The organism is Lentzea cavernae, from assembly GCF_014653695.1.
Lineage (GTDB): Bacteria > Actinomycetota > Actinomycetes > Mycobacteriales > Pseudonocardiaceae > Lentzea > Lentzea cavernae.
The window spans coordinates 193910-211050 of record NZ_BNAR01000001.1 but is presented as its reverse complement, the minus strand read 5'-3'; the positions used below and the strand labels follow the sequence as shown (position 1 = coordinate 211050).

General features: G+C 69.8%; 19 protein-coding genes. 8 read left to right on the top strand and 11 right to left on the bottom strand.

The window, feature by feature from the left end:
* Positions 1–55 precede the first annotated feature (55 nt).
* Positions 56–1129, top strand: coding sequence for a class I SAM-dependent methyltransferase (locus tag IE307_RS01035; protein ID WP_191295532.1), 1074 nt, complete (start codon positions 56–58; stop codon positions 1127–1129).
* Complete coding sequence (locus tag IE307_RS01030) at positions 1126–3201, top strand: alpha/beta hydrolase (RefSeq protein ID WP_229904262.1); 2076 nt, start codon at positions 1126–1128, stop codon at positions 3199–3201. The genes IE307_RS01035 and IE307_RS01030 overlap by 4 nt, the downstream gene beginning before the upstream one ends.
* Positions 3202–3204: 3 nt before the next feature.
* Here IE307_RS01030 and IE307_RS01025 read toward each other — a convergent pair whose 3' ends face one another.
* The 4 genes from IE307_RS01025 to IE307_RS01010 form a co-directional block, all read right to left on the bottom strand.
* Entirely contained in the window at positions 3205–3612 is a 408-nt protein-coding gene (locus tag IE307_RS01025) for an SRPBCC family protein (RefSeq protein ID WP_191295531.1), read from the bottom strand.
* Entirely contained in the window at positions 3587–4678 is a 1092-nt protein-coding gene (locus IE307_RS01020; protein ID WP_191295530.1) for a VanZ family protein, read from the bottom strand. Before IE307_RS01020 ends, IE307_RS01025 begins: the two co-directional genes overlap by 26 nt.
* Before the next feature lie 72 nt (positions 4679–4750).
* Positions 4751–5461: a spermine/spermidine synthase domain-containing protein gene (locus IE307_RS01015; RefSeq protein ID WP_191295529.1), complete on the bottom strand. Its 711-nt coding sequence runs from the start codon at positions 5459–5461 to the stop codon at positions 4751–4753.
* 39 nt (positions 5462–5500) lie between these two features.
* On the bottom strand, positions 5501–5869 hold the full coding sequence (locus IE307_RS01010) for a DoxX family protein (protein WP_191295528.1): 369 nt from the start codon (positions 5867–5869) through the stop codon (positions 5501–5503).
* A 106-nt stretch (positions 5870–5975) separates the two neighbouring features.
* Here IE307_RS01010 and IE307_RS01005 point away from each other — a divergent pair, with 106 nt between their 5' ends.
* Entirely contained in the window at positions 5976–6341 is a 366-nt protein-coding gene (locus IE307_RS01005) for a winged helix-turn-helix transcriptional regulator (RefSeq protein WP_229904261.1), read from the top strand.
* 3 nt (positions 6342–6344) lie between these two features.
* Here IE307_RS01005 and IE307_RS01000 read toward each other — a convergent pair whose 3' ends face one another.
* Positions 6345–6779: a cupin domain-containing protein gene (locus IE307_RS01000; RefSeq protein ID WP_191295527.1), complete on the bottom strand. Its 435-nt coding sequence runs from the start codon at positions 6777–6779 to the stop codon at positions 6345–6347.
* A 369-nt stretch (positions 6780–7148) separates the two neighbouring features.
* Between IE307_RS01000 and IE307_RS00995 the strand changes: the two genes are divergently transcribed.
* The 3 genes from IE307_RS00995 to IE307_RS00985 are packed head-to-tail and all read left to right on the top strand — an operon-like array spanning position 7149 to position 10971.
* On the top strand, positions 7149–8354 hold the full coding sequence (locus tag IE307_RS00995) for a hypothetical protein (RefSeq protein WP_191295526.1): 1206 nt from the start codon (positions 7149–7151) through the stop codon (positions 8352–8354).
* Positions 8355–8365: 11 nt separating this feature from the next.
* Positions 8366–10450 carry a tetratricopeptide repeat protein gene (locus IE307_RS00990; protein ID WP_191295525.1) on the top strand — a complete coding sequence of 695 codons (2085 nt, stop codon included), beginning with the start codon at positions 8366–8368 and terminating at the stop codon, positions 10448–10450.
* An 8-nt stretch (positions 10451–10458) separates the two neighbouring features.
* Positions 10459–10971 (top strand): flavin reductase family protein, encoded by a 513-nt coding sequence (locus IE307_RS00985; RefSeq protein ID WP_191295524.1) that lies wholly within the window; start codon positions 10459–10461, stop codon positions 10969–10971.
* On the opposite strand, the gene IE307_RS00980 is transcribed toward IE307_RS00985, so the two are convergent.
* Complete coding sequence (locus tag IE307_RS00980) at positions 10948–11790, bottom strand: AfsR/SARP family transcriptional regulator (protein WP_191295523.1); 843 nt, start codon at positions 11788–11790, stop codon at positions 10948–10950. The genes IE307_RS00985 and IE307_RS00980 overlap by 24 nt on opposite strands.
* Positions 11791–12044: 254 nt before the next feature.
* Between IE307_RS00980 and IE307_RS00975 the strand changes: the two genes are divergently transcribed.
* On the top strand, positions 12045–12947 hold the full coding sequence (locus tag IE307_RS00975; protein WP_191295522.1) for a DUF1963 domain-containing protein: 903 nt from the start codon (positions 12045–12047) through the stop codon (positions 12945–12947).
* Here IE307_RS00975 and IE307_RS00970 read toward each other — a convergent pair whose 3' ends face one another.
* Positions 12948–13433 (bottom strand): glutathione peroxidase, encoded by a 486-nt coding sequence (locus IE307_RS00970; RefSeq protein WP_191295521.1) that lies wholly within the window; start codon positions 13431–13433, stop codon positions 12948–12950.
* Between the two features lie 14 nt (positions 13434–13447).
* Entirely contained in the window at positions 13448–13792 is a 345-nt protein-coding gene (locus IE307_RS00965; RefSeq protein WP_229904260.1) for a hypothetical protein, read from the bottom strand.
* Positions 13793–13881: 89 nt separating this feature from the next.
* Between IE307_RS00965 and IE307_RS00960 the strand changes: the two genes are divergently transcribed.
* The gene (locus tag IE307_RS00960; protein WP_191295520.1) at positions 13882–14415 is read left to right on the top strand and encodes a M15 family metallopeptidase; all 534 of its coding nucleotides are present in this window, start codon (positions 13882–13884) and stop codon (positions 14413–14415) included.
* A 503-nt stretch (positions 14416–14918) separates the two neighbouring features.
* On the opposite strand, the gene IE307_RS00955 is transcribed toward IE307_RS00960, so the two are convergent.
* The 3 genes from IE307_RS00955 to IE307_RS00945 form a co-directional block, all read right to left on the bottom strand.
* Positions 14919–15743 (bottom strand): PaaX family transcriptional regulator, encoded by an 825-nt coding sequence (locus IE307_RS00955; protein WP_191295519.1) that lies wholly within the window; start codon positions 15741–15743, stop codon positions 14919–14921.
* Between the two features lie 46 nt (positions 15744–15789).
* Entirely contained in the window at positions 15790–16638 is an 849-nt protein-coding gene (locus IE307_RS00950; RefSeq protein ID WP_191295518.1) for a fumarylacetoacetate hydrolase family protein, read from the bottom strand.
* A gap of 64 nt (positions 16639–16702) precedes the next feature.
* The gene (locus IE307_RS00945; protein ID WP_191295517.1) at positions 16703–17119 is read right to left on the bottom strand and encodes a RidA family protein; all 417 of its coding nucleotides are present in this window, start codon (positions 17117–17119) and stop codon (positions 16703–16705) included.
* Positions 17120–17141: the final 22 nt, after the last annotated feature.

The window sequence follows — 17141 nt, the reverse complement described above, 5'->3', positions numbered from 1 at the left end:
GCGGCCGTCCCGTTGGCGCTCATAGGTTCCGGCCCTCAGATGGAGGGAAGAGCAGATGACCACGACAAGACCCGAGGTCGACACCGACAAGCTCATGCAGTTCGTGTTCCGTGCCGTCGACGAGGTCGGCGCCACGCTCAACGCCGCCCTCGTCGTCATGGGGGACGAGCTCGGCTACTACCGCGCCATGGCTTCCGGCGAGCCCATCAGCCCCGCCGAACTCGCCGACCGCAGCGCCACGGCCGAGCCGTACGTGCGGGAGTGGCTCAACGCCCAGGCCGCCGGCGGGTACGTCACCTACGACCCCTCGACCGGCCGGTACGCACTGCCGATCGAGCACGCGGTCGCGCTCACGGTCGAGGACAGCCCCGCGTTCCTGCCCGGCATGTTCCAGATCGCGCTGGGCACCGTGCGCGACGCCGGGCGCGTGCTCGACGCGGCCCGCAGCGGGTCCGGGGTGGGTTGGCACGAGCACAACACCGACGTGCACCTCGGCTGCGAGCGGTTCTTCCGGCCGAACTACGAGGCGAACCTGATCGAGGGCTGGCTGCCCGCGCTCGACGGCGTGACCGCGAAACTGCACAAGGGCGCCAGGGTGGCCGACGTCGGCTGTGGCCACGGCGCATCAACGATCCTGATGGCACGGGCCTTCCCGAACTCCACGTTCACCGGCTCGGACTACCACCCCGAGTCGGTCCGGATCGCCCGCGAACGCGCGGAGGCCGCCGGGGTCGGCGACCGCGTGACGTTCGAAGTGGCGTCCGCGCAGGACTTCAGCGGTACGGACCACGACCTCGTGACCATGTTCGACTGCCTGCACGACATGGGCGACCCGGTCGGCGCCGCACGGCACGTGAAGAGCGCGATCGCGTCCGACGGCACGTGGATGATCGTCGAACCGATGGCGGGTGACCACGTCGAGGACAACCTCAACCCCGTCGGCCGCACCTACTACGGCTTCTCCACGTTGCTGTGCACGCCGGCATCGCTGTCGCAGGACGTCGGCCTCGCGCTCGGCACGCAGGCCGGGCCCGCGCGGATCCGCGACGTGGCGGTGGCGGGCGGGTTCACCCGGTTCGCCGCAGTGGCGCAGACCCCGTTCAACCAGGTCCTCGAAGTCCGCCCGTGAACACCGAGCCGCGCCCGGTGCGCGAGGCCGACCGGACGGGGTTCGCCGAGCGCGCCGGGGTGCGGCTCGCGTACCGCGTCTACGACAACCCGGGCAGGCCGACGGTGCTGCTCATGCCGACGTGGTCGATCGTGCCGTCGAGGTTCTGGAAGGCCCAGGTCCCCTTCCTCGCCCGGCACTTCCGGGTCGTCACCTTCGACGGCCGCGGGTCCGGCGAGTCGGACCGGCCGGCCGGCGCGAAGTCCTATGTGGACGACGAGTGCGCGGCGGACGCCATCGCGGTCATGGACGCGACCGGCACCGAACGGGCGGTGCTGGTCGCGTTGTCCCGCGGAGACGCCTGGTCGGTGCTCGCGGCCGCGCACCACCCCGATCGCGTCACCGGCATCGTCGCGATCGGCCCGGCCAGCGGTTCGCTCATCGGCGTTCAGGAGCAGGAGAAGGAGGCCTGGGAGTCGGCCGAGGGCAAGTACAACCGGCGCTACTGGCTGGACGGCGGCTACGACGACTTCGTCGACTGGTTCTTCGTGAGGATGTTCGCCGAACCGCACTCCACCAAGCAGATCGAGGACGCCGTGCGGTGGGCGCACGAGATCGACCCCGTGACGTTGGTGGACACCACGGCCGGACGGCTCGCCTCCGGTTCGATGGAGGACGCCTGCCGTGCGGTGCGCTGCCCGGTGCTGGTGGTCCACGGAACCGACGACCGCGTCCGCCCGCACGCCATCGGCGAACGCCTCGCCGAGCTCACCGGCGGCTCGCTCGTGCTGCTCGACGGTGCCGGGCACGGGGTGCACGCCCGCGACCCGGTGCGGATCAACCTGCTGATCAAGGACTTCGTGGACCGGGTGCACCCCGTCGTGCGACGCACGCGCGTGTCGCGGGGCGGGCCGCCGCGGGCGTTGTACCTCAGTTCCCCGATCGGCCTCGGCCACGCCCGCCGCGACCTCGCCATCGCCACCGAGCTGCGCAAGCTCCACCCTCGGCTGGAACTCGACTGGCTCGCGCAGCACCCGGTCACCGAGGTGCTCGCGCCGGCGGGCGAGCGGGTCCACCCGGCGTCCGCGTGGCTCGCGAACGAGTCGTCCCACGTGGAGGACGACGCGGGCGAGCACGACCTGCACGTGTTCGAGGCGTTCCGCCGCCTGGACGCCGTGCTGGTCAGCAACTTCATGGTGTTCCACGACCTGCTGGAGGCCGAGCGGTACGACCTGGTGATCGGTGACGAGGCCTGGGAGGTCGACCACTTCCTGCACGAGAACCCAGGCCTCAAGCGGTTCTCGTTCGCCTGGCTGACGGACTTCGTCGGCTGGCTCCCGATGCCGGACGGGGGAGCCCGCGAACAACGCCTCGCCACCGACTACAACCTCGACATGATCGAGCAGCGGGCCCGGTACCACCGCGTGCGGGACCGGTCGGTGTTCGTCGGCAACCCGGAGGACGTGGTTCCGCTGCACTTCGGAGAGGGGCTGCCCGCGATTCGCGAGTGGACGGAGCAGAACTTCGACTTCTCGGGTTACATCATCGGGTCCGACCCGCCGGACGGCCGGGCGGCGCCGCGGGAGGCCGGCGAGAAGCTGTGCGTGGTCACGGTCGGCGGCTCCGGAGTGGGCGACTCGCTGCTGCGGCGGGTGCTGGACGCCGTGCCCGCCGCACGGCGCAAGGTGCCGGGACTGAGGTTCCTCGTCGTCACCGGACCCCGCATCGACCCGGCCGCGTTCGGGCCGCAGGAGGGCGTCGAGATCCACGGCTACCTGCCGGACCTGCCGCGGCACCTCGCCGCGTGCGACCTGGCGGTGGTGCAGGGCGGCCTGACCACGTGCATGGAACTCACGGCCGCCCGGCGCCCGTTCATCTACGTGCCGCTGCGGCACCACTTCGAGCAGAACTTCCACGTCCGGCACCGGCTCGAACGCTACGGAGCGGGCCGGTGCATGACCTACGAGGAGGTAGCCGACCGCGAGGTGCTGGCCGCCGCGATCGCCGGGGAGATCGGGCGGGAGGTCGAGTACCGGGAGGTGGAGAGCGACGGGGCGTCCCGCGCCGCCGCCCTGCTCGCCGAGCTGCTCTGACCGTCAGTCGTTCGCGCGGTCGTCGGCCGCGGCGGTCTGGGTGAGCACGGCGACCGTCTCCTCGAGTCCGCGCTGCACCTCGTCGCCCTTCGCCTCCCGGACGCTGTGCAGGCTGATCGTGAGGCGTGAACGGCCCGGCGCGACCTCCTCGACCTGGAGCTCGCCGTGGTAGTCGTCCGGGCCCTCGGCACCCCATTCGAGCGTCCTGCGCTCCGCGTCCGGCCGGACCCACGCCTCGCCCTCGACGTGGTGTCCGTGCACCTCGGCCTCGACGTGCACCTGCTCGCCGCCCTCCGGCTCGGCGGCGGTCATCTGCGGGAAGTACCGGGGCAGGTTGCGGGGCTCGGCGATGAACCCGAACAGGGTGTCGGCCGGGATGTCCGCCTCAGCTGTGTGCGTGTACGTCGTCATGGCGCTCGGGGTACCCGGTCTCCCGCAGCGCGAACACGTCCCGCGTGCGAGCCACCTGTTCGTGCCATCCGCGCTGGTCACGCCGGAACACGGGGACGACGAACGCCCCTCCGACGTACAGCGCCACGACCACGAGGTCCCACCAGCCGATGTTGATGAGCGGGGACACGACGGTCGCGTAGGCCATGAAGCCGGTGAGGCCGAGCAGCTCGCGCAGGGCGAGCTGCAGCGGGTTGGCGCGGGAGCCGTCCTCGGAGCGGATCCGGTAGTGCAGCAGGATCCCGCCGACGGTCATCCCGTTCGCCGCGGCCGGGAGCACGACGCGGAGTGCCACGAGCACGCAGACCGCCCAGCGCGGGTCCGAGTTCAGCACCAGCTTCGTGATCACGACCACCAGCACGAGCTCGGCGACCAGGCCGATCAGCCGGCGCGGCAGGGTCACGGTGCTCGGCGGCGCGGTCGCCTCGTCGGACGAGGGCACTCTGGGCACGACGAACGCGGCCGGTGCCATCATCCACCCCAGCAGGCCGCCGAAGGTGTTCGAGATCAGGTCGTCGACGTCGGAGATCCGGTACGGGCACGGGTAGAAGCCGAAGTTGCCGGTGTACTGCACGACCTCGATGGCCAGCGACAGCCCGAGGCTGATGGCGAGGACGGCGAGCGGCCCCTTGCCGTAGGCCTTGCGCAGCACCACACCCAGCGGGACGAACAACGCGACGTTGAACAGCTGCTGCAGGAACGCCTGCGACTTGACCATCGCCAGGACGCCGGAACGACCGTTCGCCGCCATGTTGTTGCTCATGTCGGTGACCCACTGGAACGGGACGGTGGACAGCATCTGCTCGCCCGTGCACAGGTTCGCGACGTCGCGCGGGAAGGGCAGGAAGATCAGCGCCAGGGCGACCAGACCGTAGGCCAGCAGGCCGTACAGCACGAACGCCCTGCGCGGCTCGACCCGCCGGAAACGGAAGTAGTGCAACAGGATCAGGGGTAAGAGGACCACGAGGCCGACACCCACGAACGCCAGGAAACCGGTTCGGGCGGTCTCCCAGTACGACGCCATCATGAGGGGTCCATTGCCCGCTGTCGTCGCCGTCCAAACCACAACCGGTCAAGTTGCGGCGAACGGACGCGTCGGTCAGCCGCGCTTGCCGAGGTACACGGTGTTGGTCGAGTCGATGCCCTGCAGCGGGTTGGGGAAGCTCACGACCTCGGCCCGCACGTCCGTGAACACCGTCGCGAGGGTGACGGCGTACTCGTCCTCGGGCGGGTCGTTGGACCACAGCGCGAAGACCCCGCCGGGCGTGAGCAGATCCGCGAGACGCCGGGTGCCCTCGGGCCCGTAGAGGTCGGCGTTGGTGGGGTGCAACAGGTGCCGCGGGGAGTGGTCGATGTCGACGATGATCGCGTCGAGCGGCTTTCCGTCCGGCTCGAAGCCCTGCCCGGACCGGACCAGCGCGAAGAAGTCGCCGTGCACCAGCCGGCACCGCTCGTCGGCCGCGAGCGCCTTCCCGGCGGGGATGAGGCCCTGCTGGTGCCACTCGATGACCTCGTTGAGGGCGTCGACGACCGCCAGCGAACCGACGCGCGGGTGCTCCAGCACGGTCTGCGCCGTGTAGCCGAGACCGAGACCGCCCACGACGACGTTCAGGGACTCACCGGAGAGTTCCGCGAGCGCGAGGTGGGCCAGTTCGACCTCGGCGACGGTGAACAGGCTCGACATCAGGAACTCTTCGTTGAGCTTGATCTCGTGGATCTCCCTGCCGGTGCCGGGCTCGAGCCGGCGCCGCAGGGAGAGCTCACCGAGTGGGGTCTGGCGGTAGTCGAGTTCCTGGAACCGAGCACTCATGCGACGGCACGGTACCTCGTGGACTCCGACCCGATCGGGTCAGCCGGTGAAACGGCCGATCGCGACGAACGCCGCCAGCAGCAGCAGAACCACGTTCACGGGCAACGACTTCGTCTCGCCGAGCTTGAGGTGCACCCGCGCGGCGAGCACCTGCACGACGACCAGGCCGACCGCCGCGATCGGCGTCAGGACCGGGGCGATGCCCGTCAGCCACGGCAGCACCAGGCCGAGCGCGCCGAGGACCTCGACGGCGCCGATGCCCTTCACCGCGGCGTCGCTCATGTCCTTGGCCCAGTCGAAGCTGCCGGACGCGACCATCTGCTCGCGCGGCCGCACCAGCTTCATCAGACCGGCGGCCAGGTACACGGCCGCCAGCAGACCCTGGACCACCCACAGCGCGATGTTCATTGCACTCTCCAATTCTTACCTGTTGTGCGTAGCCTCATGATGTGTCTGCATCGAGGGCGCCACAAAAGGCACACCGGTGTATGTGTCCAGGAAGGGAGAGCTGGTTGTGACGGGGCTCACGCGCACCAACAGCTGCCCGCCGCCGATGGACGACGGCGGGGCGGTCCGCGAGGTCCTGGACCGCATCAGCGACAAGTGGAGCCTGCTCGTGGTCGGCGCGCTGCGCGAGGGTCCGCTGCGCTTCGGCGCGCTGGAGAAGACCATCACCGGCATCTCCCAGCGCATGCTCACGCTGACGTTGAAGCACCTGGTCGAGGACGGCCTGATCAGCCGCACCGCCTACGCGGAGGTGCCGCCGCGGGTCGAGTACGAGCTCACCGACCTCGGGAAGACGTTGATGCCGCTGGTGATCGCGCTTGCCGAGTGGGCGCTGGAGCACCGCGACGAGATCAACGCCAACCGCCGCCGGTAGGGGTCATTCGAAGGCGCAGCCGGGGTTCGGCGTGCTGACCGCCAGCGGGTCGCCGGCCGGGTTCTCGTAGAGGACGGTCAGCACCAGCGGCGTGGTCGCCAGGTTCCGTCCGATGTGGACGTACCCGGTGCCGCTGCTCTCGGTGATGAACTGGCCCGGCCGGTACACGCCGTCGACCGAGCAGTCCGACTCGTGGTGGGTCAGCTCGCCCTTCGTGACGACGCCCTTCACCGGTCCTGGGTGGTAGTGCCAGCCCGTGGAACCGCCCGGCGCGATGGTGATCTCCTTCAGCACGTACCGGGTGCCGCCCACCACGTGGTCGAAGATCGTGACCGCGCCGACCCCGCTGCCCGGTGTCGCGCTCGCGACGGCCGGTGGGGTGAGGGCCGACAGGCCGACGACCGCCGCGCCGAGCGCGAGCCGTTTGATGATCCGCATGGGAACGAACGTACTCAGATCTGGCCCGGCCGCGTGCGCTCGTCGTGCTGCCACCTGACGTCCGATCGGCAATACCGCCCATTCGCATTCTCGTCGCTCATTCGGCCCAGTCGCGTTTTGGAGAGCTCTTGGAGCTTTCTTGGAGTGCGCGGGCAGACTCCTCGATGTCAGTTGGAAATCGGAGGGAGGAGCACTCATGGACAAGACCAAGGCCAAGATGAAGCGAATCACCATTCGCAAGGTGGGCCCGGTCCGCCTCACGGCGGCCGCCTGCTCGCAGTACAACGTCAAGCCGGTCTAGGGCTCGACGCGGGTGCGCCGGGCTCACGGGGGTCCGGCGCACCCGATCCACACGGGGGGAGGAACGTCGTGACCGAGTTCGACCCGGACCGGCCGGTGCCGCTGCACCCGCTGGTGTTCCTGGAGGACGGTGACGAGGTGACGATCGGGCGGCCCGACGTCGACTCGTACGGCATCTTCCCCGGTGAGGGCGCCGCACTCGTGCGCAGGCTGGTCGACGGCGACACCCCGCGCGAGGCGGCGGCGTGGTTCGAGCGCGAGTACGGGGAAGAGGTGGACGTCGAGGACGTCCTCGCGGGGCTGGACGAGCTCGGTCTCGTCCGCGGAACCGGGGAGGTGGTCGCCGAGACGGCGCCCGTCCGGTTCAGCGGGCTCGGCGCGGCTTTGTTCTCACCGATCGCGTGGGTCGTTTACGCGGGTCTCGCCGCCTGGGGATTGTTCGCGATGGTGTTCAACGCGGACCTGCGGCCGACTTATCACAACATCTTCTTCTCCGACTACTACATGGTCATCCAGGTCGGGCTTTTCCTCGCCGCGATTCCGCTCCTTTTCCTGCACGAGTCGTTCCACGCGCTGGCCGGACGGCGGCTCGGTGTGCGATCGCGGTTGCGAATAGGCCGGCGGCTCTACTTCATCGTGCTGGAGACATCTCTCGACGGACTGGTGGCGGTCCCGCGCAGGCAGCGTTACCTGCCGATCGTCGCCGGGCTGCTGGCCGACGTCCTCGGCATCGCCGCGTGCACCATCGCCGCCGACCTGACGCGGCACGCGGACGGCACGTTGTCCGGTCCCGGGCGGTTCCTGCTGGCCGTCGCGTTCGCCGCGCTGCTCCGGGTGATCTGGCAGTTCTTCCTGTACTTGCGCACGGACATCTACGTGCTCGTGAGCACGGTCCTCGGCTGCGTCGACCTGCACGGGGCCGCGCTGCGGATCGTCAAGAACAGGTTCCGGCGCCTGGCCGGGAAACCCGAGGCGGACGAGTCGGCGCTGCACCCGGTCGACCGCCGGGTGGCGCGCTGGTACTCGTGGCTCGTCGTCGTCGGGTACACCGCGAGCCTCACGACGTTCGTGCTCGCCGGCGCCCCCGTGCTCTACCGGTTCGTCACCGGCGTCCTCGGGCGGCTCACGGGCGACGGGGTGCCCACGGCCCAGTTGCTCGACTCGGTCGTCTTCGGCGCCGTCGCGCTCGCGCAGTGCGCGGTGCTCGGCTGGCTCATGGTCCGGGAGCGCGTGCGGACGCGCCGCGACCGTCGTCTGCACCACGTCATTCACTGAAGGGACGCACCATGGACAGCCGCTACTGGATCCGCGCCGACCGGAGGCGCGAGCGGGCACACGCCCTCGCCGCACTGGACCTGCCGCCGGTCTGGGCGGTCCTCGACGCCCACCGGCGGCTGCGCGGACCGTACACGGCTGCGGGGTCGTTGCTGCGCCAGATCGCCGGCGACCTGCTGCAGCGGTGCCCGGAACTGGGGGAGCGGCACAACATCGAGCTGCTCACGACCACGCCGGAACTGGCGGGCCGGGTGCCGGACGCCTGGCACACGCTCGAATGGGCGGTGCAGGACAGCGAACGCACCCGCTACTACTCGCGGCTGCACACCCGCAACATCGCGAACGGCCTGGCCGAGCTGCTGCGCGACTACCTGGCCGCCCTCGGTGGCGGGCCGCGCACGCTCGTGATCGAGAACGCGCACGAGGCCGACGCGTCCGACCAGGAGTTCATCGCCGTCCTGCTGCGCCGGGGCGACATCCCGGACCTCACCGTCGTCGTGGGCACGAGCAGCGCGCCGCTGGAGGACCCGAGCGGTGAGATCGACGTGTCGCTGGCGCGGACGATCGCCGCCCACGCCCAGGTCGTCGACGCGGAGCCGGTCTCGGCGGAGGCACTGCCGGAGAACCCGGCTCAGGCCTATGTGGACGGTGACGGCACTTCGGACGACCCGCGCGTGCTGGCCGCCTACCTCGACCTGCCGGCCGAGGCTCGGGCCGCACTGCACGACGCCCGAGCCGCGGAACTGGTGCGGGCCGACGAGTTCTCGCTGCACCTCGGTGCGATCCCGTTCCACCTGGAGCACGGCAGCGACCCCGCCGGAGCGGGCGCGAAGGCGTTGCGCGTCGCGCTGGACCACTGCCACAAGGTCGGGCTCTACCAGGCCGCGGCGGACCACGGCCTGCGCGGGCGCGCGGCCGCGGACCGGGAGGCCGACCCCGACCTGTGGTGGCACCTCACGTTCCAGACCGGCATCGTGCTCGCCGCCGTCGGCCGCGCCGCGGAGGCCGAGGAGCTCTACGTCGAAGGACGTGCCGCCTCCATCGATCCGGCCATCCACCTGGAGCTGTCGTACGCGATGGCCATGCTCTACGCGCGGCACTACTCGGAGGCGGAACGCGACTACGTCCAGGCCAGGGCATGGATGAACCTCGCCATCGCCATCGCCTCGCAGCTCTCCGACCCCAAGAAGGAGGCGTTCCAGTCCGTCTTCACCCGCAACGGACTGGCGCTGGTCGAGGTGCGCGAGCAGAAGCCGGAGGTGGCGCTCGCTCTCGTCAACGACGGCATGGCGAGGCTCGACCGCGAGCTCGGCCCGGACGAGCACGTGCTGCACCGCCTGGTGCTGCGCTACAACCGTGCCCAGGTCTACGGCGCGATGGGCCGCCTGGAGGACGCGCTGGCCGACTACAGCTACGTCCTCGAACGGGATCCGAACTTCCCGGAGCACCACTTCAACGTCGGCAACGTCCTGCGCAGGCTCGGCCGCGACGAGGAGGCGGTCGACGCCTACCGCGAGGCGCTGCGCCTCTCGCCGCCGTTCCCCGAGGCGTACTACAACATCGGCGACGCCCGGCTCGCGCTCGGCGACGTCGAGGGCGCGATGGCCGACTTCGCCTACGTCGTCGAACTGGATCCGCGGCACGTCGACGCTCGCATCAACCGCGCAGGACACCTGCTCGCCCAGGGCGATGTCGAGGGGGCGTGGCGCGACGTCTCCGCCGCTCTCGAGGTAGCGCCGGACAACGCGCACCTGTTGTGCCTCAAGGGTCAGCTGCTGGTCGAGCAGGACGAGTACACGGCGGCGTCCGAGGCGCTGGCCCAGGCCGTGCGGCGCAACGAGAGGCTGGCCGAGGCGTGGGCGATCCGCGGGACGATCGCGGTGGCGTCCGGCGAGCTCACCGACGCGATCAGCTACCTGAGCCGGGCCATCACGCTCGACGACAACCCGGAGTCCCGCTACAACCGTGCGGTCGCCTATGAGGAGTCCGGCGAGCTGGCCGCCGCGATCCTGGACTACGACGCGGTGCTCGCGGTGACCGACGACGAGGACGCCCGGGAGCGCAGGGAACTCTGCGCCGCGGCGTCGGCCAGGTAGGAAACGCCGTGACAGCAACGGAGGACGTGGCCACCGGACTGCCGGTGGCCACGTTCACCGACGCCATGAGCCGGCTGGTCTCCGGTCTGGCCGTGGTCACCACGCGGCAGGCGGACGGCCGGCCGTGCGGACTGCTCGTGTCCTCGATCTGTTCGTACAGCGTGGATCCACCGTCCGTGCTTGTGGTCGTCGACCACGCTTCACGCTGCTGCGAACCGTTGACGCACTGCGCGGAGTTCGGTGTGCACGTGCTCGGCACCGCGCAGGAACGCACCGCGCGGACGTTCGCGAGCCGTGGGGCGGACAAGTTCGCCGACGTCGCCTGGGAGTGGGACGGGTCCGTGCCCCGGCTGTGCGCGGTGCCGATCTACCTGCGCTGCACCGCGACGGCGGTGTTCGACCACGGTGATCACACCGTCCTGATCGGTGAGGTCACCCGCACGCGGGTGGAGGACGCCGAACCGCTGGTCTTCTACCGCCGGCTGTTCGACTGGCGCCTAAGGGGAAACGGTGCGGCCTAGGTCCGTGAGCACCCGTTCGTGCCGGTGCACCCGGTCGAACGGGTCCTCGCCGTTGAGGATGAGCTGGTGCATGGCCCGAAGTCGTGGCCCCGGCTCGATTCCCGCCTGGTTCGACAGCAGCCGGTACGCCCTGGCGTAGGCCGTCAACGCGTCGGCGCGGCGTTCCGCCTGGCACAGCGCGAGCATCAGCTGTTCGTGGAACCTCTCCCACAGCGGGTGGGTCTGGCACAGCTCTTCCAGGTCGAACACGGCCGCGTGCCCGTCACCGTTGCACAGCATGACGTCGAACCTGTTGCGCAGCAGCTCCAGGTACTCCTTCTCCAGCCGCGCGATGTCGTGGTCGAACGTCCCCGTCTCGCGCAGGTCCGCCAGCGGGGAGCCCCGCCACAGGCACAGCGCCACGGCGAACTTCTCCCACGCGCGTGCGCAGTCGCCGTCCGCCATGGCCGCCTGGCCCTGCCTGGCGAGCTCGCGGAACCTGGTCAGGTCCAGCTGGTGAGGCTCCAGGACGAGGACGTAGCCGGACGAACGCGTGCGGAGGAACGGGTGCGAGTTGCGCGACCCCACCCAGCTGGGGGTGAGCACCCGCCGCACCGACGTCACGTAGCCGTGCAGGGCGGCGACGGCCGACCGCGGCGCGTTCCGCGACCACAGGTGGTCCACGATGCGGCTCGTCGGTACGAACTCGTTGGCGTGCAAGGCGAGCATGGCGAGCAACGCCCGTTGTTTCGGAGCTGTCGGCGTGCACCGGTGGTTGCCCCGCGTCACCTCGAACGTGCCCAGGACCCGGAAGTGCGGCGGTTCGTCTCCGGTCGCCACCTGCTCGCCCCCTTCCCGATATGTCCGACACCGAGAGTGTTAACCAGCCGACTGCGGTTGAGGTAGTGTTCGTCTTCAAACTGCCGGTCCGCGCTATGGCACACCGGCGGAAGCGTCATCTGCGGCACGGCATCCGCCGAACGGCGTAATTCCACTGTGGACGTCCATTCTGGACCAATGGACCTGCGCTCGGCCGTTCTCCTGAACGAGACCGCTCGTGGGAACGCTCTCCTGGTCTGAGATCATGCTCCGCCATGAACCGTTACGAACAGTTCCGCCGCGCCGCCGTCGATCGGGGTCTCCCGGAGGACGAGGTCGACAAGTTCGCCGACCAGCTCCGATTCGCGGTCTGGCTGGGCACGGGCAGCCCCGACGACGAGGTCGTCGGTCAGAGCGGCGGACTTCCCCGGTTACCGGTGGGCACGGAGTGGCCGGGCACCGGCAACGGGTCCCCACTGCCGTTCGTCGCGTCCGTCGACTGCGCGCTCCTCCCGCGGGCGGAGGGGCTCCCGCTACCGGAGGACGGCTCGCTGCTGTTCTTCCTGAACCACGACGACGACATGGAGGCGGAAGCCCCGCTGGAGGAACCGGACCACGCGCGGGTCGTCCACGTCCCGGCCGGCACGGAGACTGAGGAGGCGTCACCGCCGGAAGGCCACGCCACCAGGACGTTCTTCCACGAGAACATCCCGTTCCTCATCCCGGAGCACCGGTTGTCCGCATGGGTCCGGCCGGTGCTGCCGGACTGGCTCGAGGAGCAGGACGCCGAGTTCGCGTCGGACGCCGTGAAGCAGCTGCTCGACGACCTGAAGCACGTCGAGGAACTGCTCAACCTGGTCGACGAGCTCTGGCCGGACCCGAATCGCGGCGCCGCGCTCCGCCTCGGCGGCTACTGCCGGGAGATCGGCGGCCAGGACCCGCCGTACACGCAGATGGCGAGCGCCGCCCTCAGCGCCACCGTCGACCCCGACCTCCCCAGGGCGGAGCGGACCCGCCTCCGCCGCGAGGAGGAGCACCGGCTGAACACCGAGTGGCTGCCGCTCGCCCAGTTCCACACGACGAGCGAGTTCTACTACGGGTGCTTCCTGATCAGCACCGACGACCTGGCGGCCCGGCGCTTCGACCAGATGCGCTCGTTCACCATGTTCACCGAATAGCTAGCGCAGCGCCGCCTCGATCGCCTCGGTGATCGAGGCGGCCTCGGGCTCGGTCCGCGGCCGGAACCGCGCGAGCACCCGCCCGTCCCGCGACACGAGGAACTTCTCGAAGTTCCACTGCACGTCCCCGGCCGTCCCGTCGGCGTCCGCGTGCTTCGTCAGCTCCTGGTAGACGGGGTGCTGGTCGGGCCCGTTGACCTCGATCTTCTCGAACATCGGGAACGACACCCCGTAGGTCGCCGAGCAGAAGGTGGCGATCTCCTCGGCCGTACCCGGCTCCTGTCCCATGAACTGGTTGCACGGGAACCCGACCACGGAGAAGCCCTCGGCCCCGTACTTCTCCTGCAACCGCTCCAACCCGGCGTACTGCGGCGTGAGGCCGCAGCGCGAGGCGACGTTCACGACGAGCGCCACCTTGCCCCGCACCCCGCTCAGGTCACCGGGCTCACCGGCCAGCGTGCGGACGGGAATGTCGTAGATCTCCATGCCCCCAACGTAGTTCATTCCCCGCGAACACCGGGGGCGGGCACGATCCGCTCGAGCACGGCGGCCGGGGGAGCGGCGAGCCCGGGCCCACCGGCGCCGACCCAGTCGATCACACCCCGCACCGCCTCCTCCTCGAGCACGGCCCCGACCCACACGGGCCGCGCCCCGGCCTGACGCGCGGCCCGGCTCGGCTGCACGACGACGACGTTCGACACCTCACACGCATCAAGGCAGTCGGCCACCCGCACGGACACCAACCCCTCCCGCAACACCTCGAGCTGCCGCTCGTGGTCGACCTCGGGGTGCTTGCGCTCCGTGCCGCAACAACACCCGCGACACACCGTGATCCGTGACTCCATGATCACCGTTCTACTCAGTCGACGTGCTGTTGCACAACGCGCACGTTCCGCTGGCCGTCCGAGGACATCACTTCGGCACTGTCGACGACGTGGCCCTCAAGACAATCTGGATCGTGCTCGCCGGCGCACTGGCACTGACCGCCTGCTCACCCACAGCACCGCAGCCGACGGACACACATCCGACCGTGCCCGGCGACGGCAGCATCCCGAAGAACGAGAGCATCTCGCTGAACGACGACAACCACGCCGCCATCGCAAACCTCGACCCCGCCCTCCTCACGGCCATGCGCCAAGCCGCAGCGGACGCCAAACTCGCCGGCGTCGAGTTCCGCGTCACCTCGGGCTGGCGCAGCAAGGCCCACCAGCAACGCCTCCTGGACGAGGCCATCGACCTCTACCGCTCCGAAGAGGAAGCCCGCCGCTGGGTGCACCCACCCGAGAAGTCGGCCCACGTCAAGGGCAAGGCAATCGACATCGGCCCGACGAACGCCGATGACTGGCTCATCCAGCACGGCTCCGACTACGGCCTCTGCCAGGCCTACGCCAACGAGATGTGGCACTTCGAACTCCTGACGACGCCAGGCGGCCAGTGCCCGCAACCACAGAGCAACGCGGTGGAGTAGCGCACAGCGAGCCCTGGTGGCACGCGACCAGCCACCACAAGCCCACCGGCGCGGTGCCAACCGTCGCCCGCCAACGCAAGCAACCTCGGACGCAACCCCGGCGCGCGGTGCCAACTCGCAGCCGCCAACGCAAGGTGCCAAGCACCCAGGCCCGGCGCGTGGTGCCAGCCGGACAGCCCACATCGCATGCCGTCCATGCATCCAGCCTGGCGTGGCGATGCGCAGCGAGCCGTCCGAACTGAAAGCTCTGGGCAGCGGTGCACCCCGGTCCTGCGATTGGGGCTTGACCTTGAGGGGCGGGGTGCTACCCCTCATCGGGCACGGCCGGGCGCTTTTCAGCCCGGCTTTTCCGGCCGTCTCAGCGCCCCGCCAGAGGCTCAAGGTCAAGCCCCAATCGCCAGCCCGTGATTCGTCCCGACCTGCGCGCCCGTCCTCGCAAGGCGACGGAGCCCCAGGAACGCGACCAACCCCGCTGGAACCGCCACCAACAACGGAACCCGCACCTACCGCCCCCGAATAACACCCAAAGCATGCTCCCGAGCCGGCGCACTCAACGTCCGATTCAACTGCTCGAACAGCGCCTCAGCCGTAACCCCGTTCCACCCCGGCGGCAACAACGCCAACGGCAACCCGGGATCGCTGTAAGGCAACCTCCGCCAAGCAGTCAACATCGGCACATAAATCCGAAAAGCCTGCAATGCCGACACAACCCCAACCTCAAGCACCGGCCGATGCGCACGCAAGAAGTCCGCGTACAAATCAGTCAGCTCATCAAGATCCCACCAGGAACGAACTTTCGACCGCAGATCCCCGAAGGCGAAGTGCTCCCCGCTGAACAGATCCACGTACTCCGACAACCCCCGCCGCTCCAACGTGCGACGAGTCTCCACAGCGAGATTGCCCGGCGCCACCCACACGCCAGGCGCAGCAGTCCCGAACCCGAGCTGCGTCAAACTGGTCCGCAACGCGTGCCGCTTCTCCCGCTCGGACTCAGGCACGGAGAAGACAACCACCAGCCAACCGTCCGAAGCGACCGCCCGACGGCGCTCGAAGATCCGGGTGTCACCCTCGGCCAGGGTCTCCAAAGTGGACTCGGCCAGTGCGTACCCGGCGCTGCCGCGGCGTTCGGCCCGCACCACGCCGCGGCGCTTGAGGCGGGAGATCGAGGAGCGGGCGGCCTGGCCTTCGACGCCGAGGTCGGCCATGAGCTGCACGACGGACGCCACCGAGAGCCAGTTGTGCTCCCCGCGGGCGTAGAGGCCGAAGATCGTGATGATGAGCGGGCCCAGCCGGTCGCGCCCGGCGGGAGCCGCGGTCTCCACGGTCATGTCCGCGACGTCCAGTGCCCTCTCCTCACCTTGATCAGCCGTGAGCTTAACGTCCGCCGAGGTCCGTCAGGGTGACGGTGTTGCGCAGTTCGCCGAGGCCGCTGACGCGCGTCACGACGACGTCGCCGTCGCGCAGGAAGACCTGTGGTTCGCGGGCGTTGCCGACGCCGCTGGGGGTGCCGGTCAGGATCACGTCGCCCGCCCGCAGGGTCATGCCCTCGCTGAGTTCGGCGATGATCTGCGCGAACGAGAACGCCATCTGCGTGCTCGAGGCGTCCTGCAGCAGGACGCCGTTGACCTCGCACTGCACTCGCATCCCGGTCAGGTCGACCGAGTCGGTCGTGGTCAGCCACGGGCCGAGGGGCATCGTCGCGTCGAGGCTCTTGCCCTTGAGCCATTGGCCGCCGTGCGCGCGTTGGAGGTCGCGCTGGGAGACGTCGTTGGCGACGAGGAAGCCGAACACGTGGTCCAGCGCCTTCTCCTCCGGGATGGAGCGGCCGTCGCGTCCGATGACCATCGCGATCTCGGCCTCGTAGTCCCACTTCTGCGACAGCGAGGGATCGTAGGCGATGGGGTCGGACGGGCCGATGACCGTGTCCGGGCCCTTGGTGAAGAAGGTCGGGCGCAGCGGGCGCGACACCGGGTCCTGTCCCTCGCGCTTGCCCGCCGACTCGTCGAAGTGGTCCCAGTAGTTCCAGCCGGTGCACAGGACGTCGCGGTTGAAGCGGTGCACCGGCGACTCCAGCCGCACCTCCGACAACGGCAGGACGCCGGCCGTGACGACCGGAGCACCTCGCACGACGTCGTCGACCGTGGACGACAGCAGTGTGATCGACTCCCCGTCCACCACGGCACCGCGGCGCACGCCGTCGACGGTCACGGAAGCGAGCTTCACCCGCGAACCTCCTCGAACTCGGATATCGCGTTCACGTTTCGTAGATCATGGGAACGCTATCGATTCAGGTAGGCCTGACCAGCCGCTCTTCGGGGATCACCGCGACGCCGAGGATCTCGATGAGCGCCTCCGGCTGCCACAACGCCGTGCAGCCGATGCCCGCCATGGCCGGGTAGACGGGTCCGGCGAGCTCGCGCCACACCTCGCCGATCTCCTTGCCGTGCGCCTGGTAGTCGGGGATGTCGGTGAGGTAGATCGTGATGCTGACCAGGTCCTCCGGCTCGCCGCCGGCCGCGCGCAACGTCGTCAGCACGTTGCCGAACGCCTGGCGGAACTGCTCGACGATCCCGCCGGGGACGATCCGCATCTCCGCGTCCAGGGCGGTCTGCCCGCCCAGGTGCAGGGTGGTGCCGGCGAGGGTGCCGTGGGAGTAGCCGCGGGGCCGGGGAAGGCTGGCCGGGTTCACTGCTGCAGGCCTCATGAGTATTGACACTATCTGACGG

What these genes read in the sequence shown, in the direction of transcription:
- IE307_RS01035 (WP_191295532.1), top strand. Translation starts at nt 56, where the DNA reads ATGACCACGACAAGACCCGAGGTCGACACCGACAAGCTCATGCAGTTC.
- IE307_RS01025 (WP_191295531.1), bottom strand. Translation starts at nt 3,612, where the DNA reads ATGACGACGTACACGCACACAGCTGAGGCGGACATCCCGGCCGACACC.
- IE307_RS01020 (WP_191295530.1), bottom strand. Translation starts at nt 4,678, where the DNA reads ATGATGGCGTCGTACTGGGAGACCGCCCGAACCGGTTTCCTGGCGTTC.
- IE307_RS01015 (WP_191295529.1), bottom strand. Translation starts at nt 5,461, where the DNA reads ATGAGTGCTCGGTTCCAGGAACTCGACTACCGCCAGACCCCACTCGGT.
- IE307_RS01010 (WP_191295528.1), bottom strand. Translation starts at nt 5,869, where the DNA reads ATGAACATCGCGCTGTGGGTGGTCCAGGGTCTGCTGGCGGCCGTGTAC.
- IE307_RS01000 (WP_191295527.1), bottom strand. Translation starts at nt 6,779, where the DNA reads ATGCGGATCATCAAACGGCTCGCGCTCGGCGCGGCGGTCGTCGGCCTG.
- IE307_RS00990 (WP_191295525.1), top strand. Translation starts at nt 8,366, where the DNA reads ATGGACAGCCGCTACTGGATCCGCGCCGACCGGAGGCGCGAGCGGGCA.
- IE307_RS00975 (WP_191295522.1), top strand. Translation starts at nt 12,045, where the DNA reads ATGAACCGTTACGAACAGTTCCGCCGCGCCGCCGTCGATCGGGGTCTC.
- IE307_RS00970 (WP_191295521.1), bottom strand. Translation starts at nt 13,433, where the DNA reads ATGGAGATCTACGACATTCCCGTCCGCACGCTGGCCGGTGAGCCCGGT.
- IE307_RS00965 (WP_229904260.1), bottom strand. Translation starts at nt 13,792, where the DNA reads ATGGAGTCACGGATCACGGTGTGTCGCGGGTGTTGTTGCGGCACGGAG.
- IE307_RS00955 (WP_191295519.1), bottom strand. Translation starts at nt 15,743, where the DNA reads ATGACCGTGGAGACCGCGGCTCCCGCCGGGCGCGACCGGCTGGGCCCG.
- IE307_RS00945 (WP_191295517.1), bottom strand. Translation starts at nt 17,119, where the DNA reads ATGAGGCCTGCAGCAGTGAACCCGGCCAGCCTTCCCCGGCCCCGCGGC.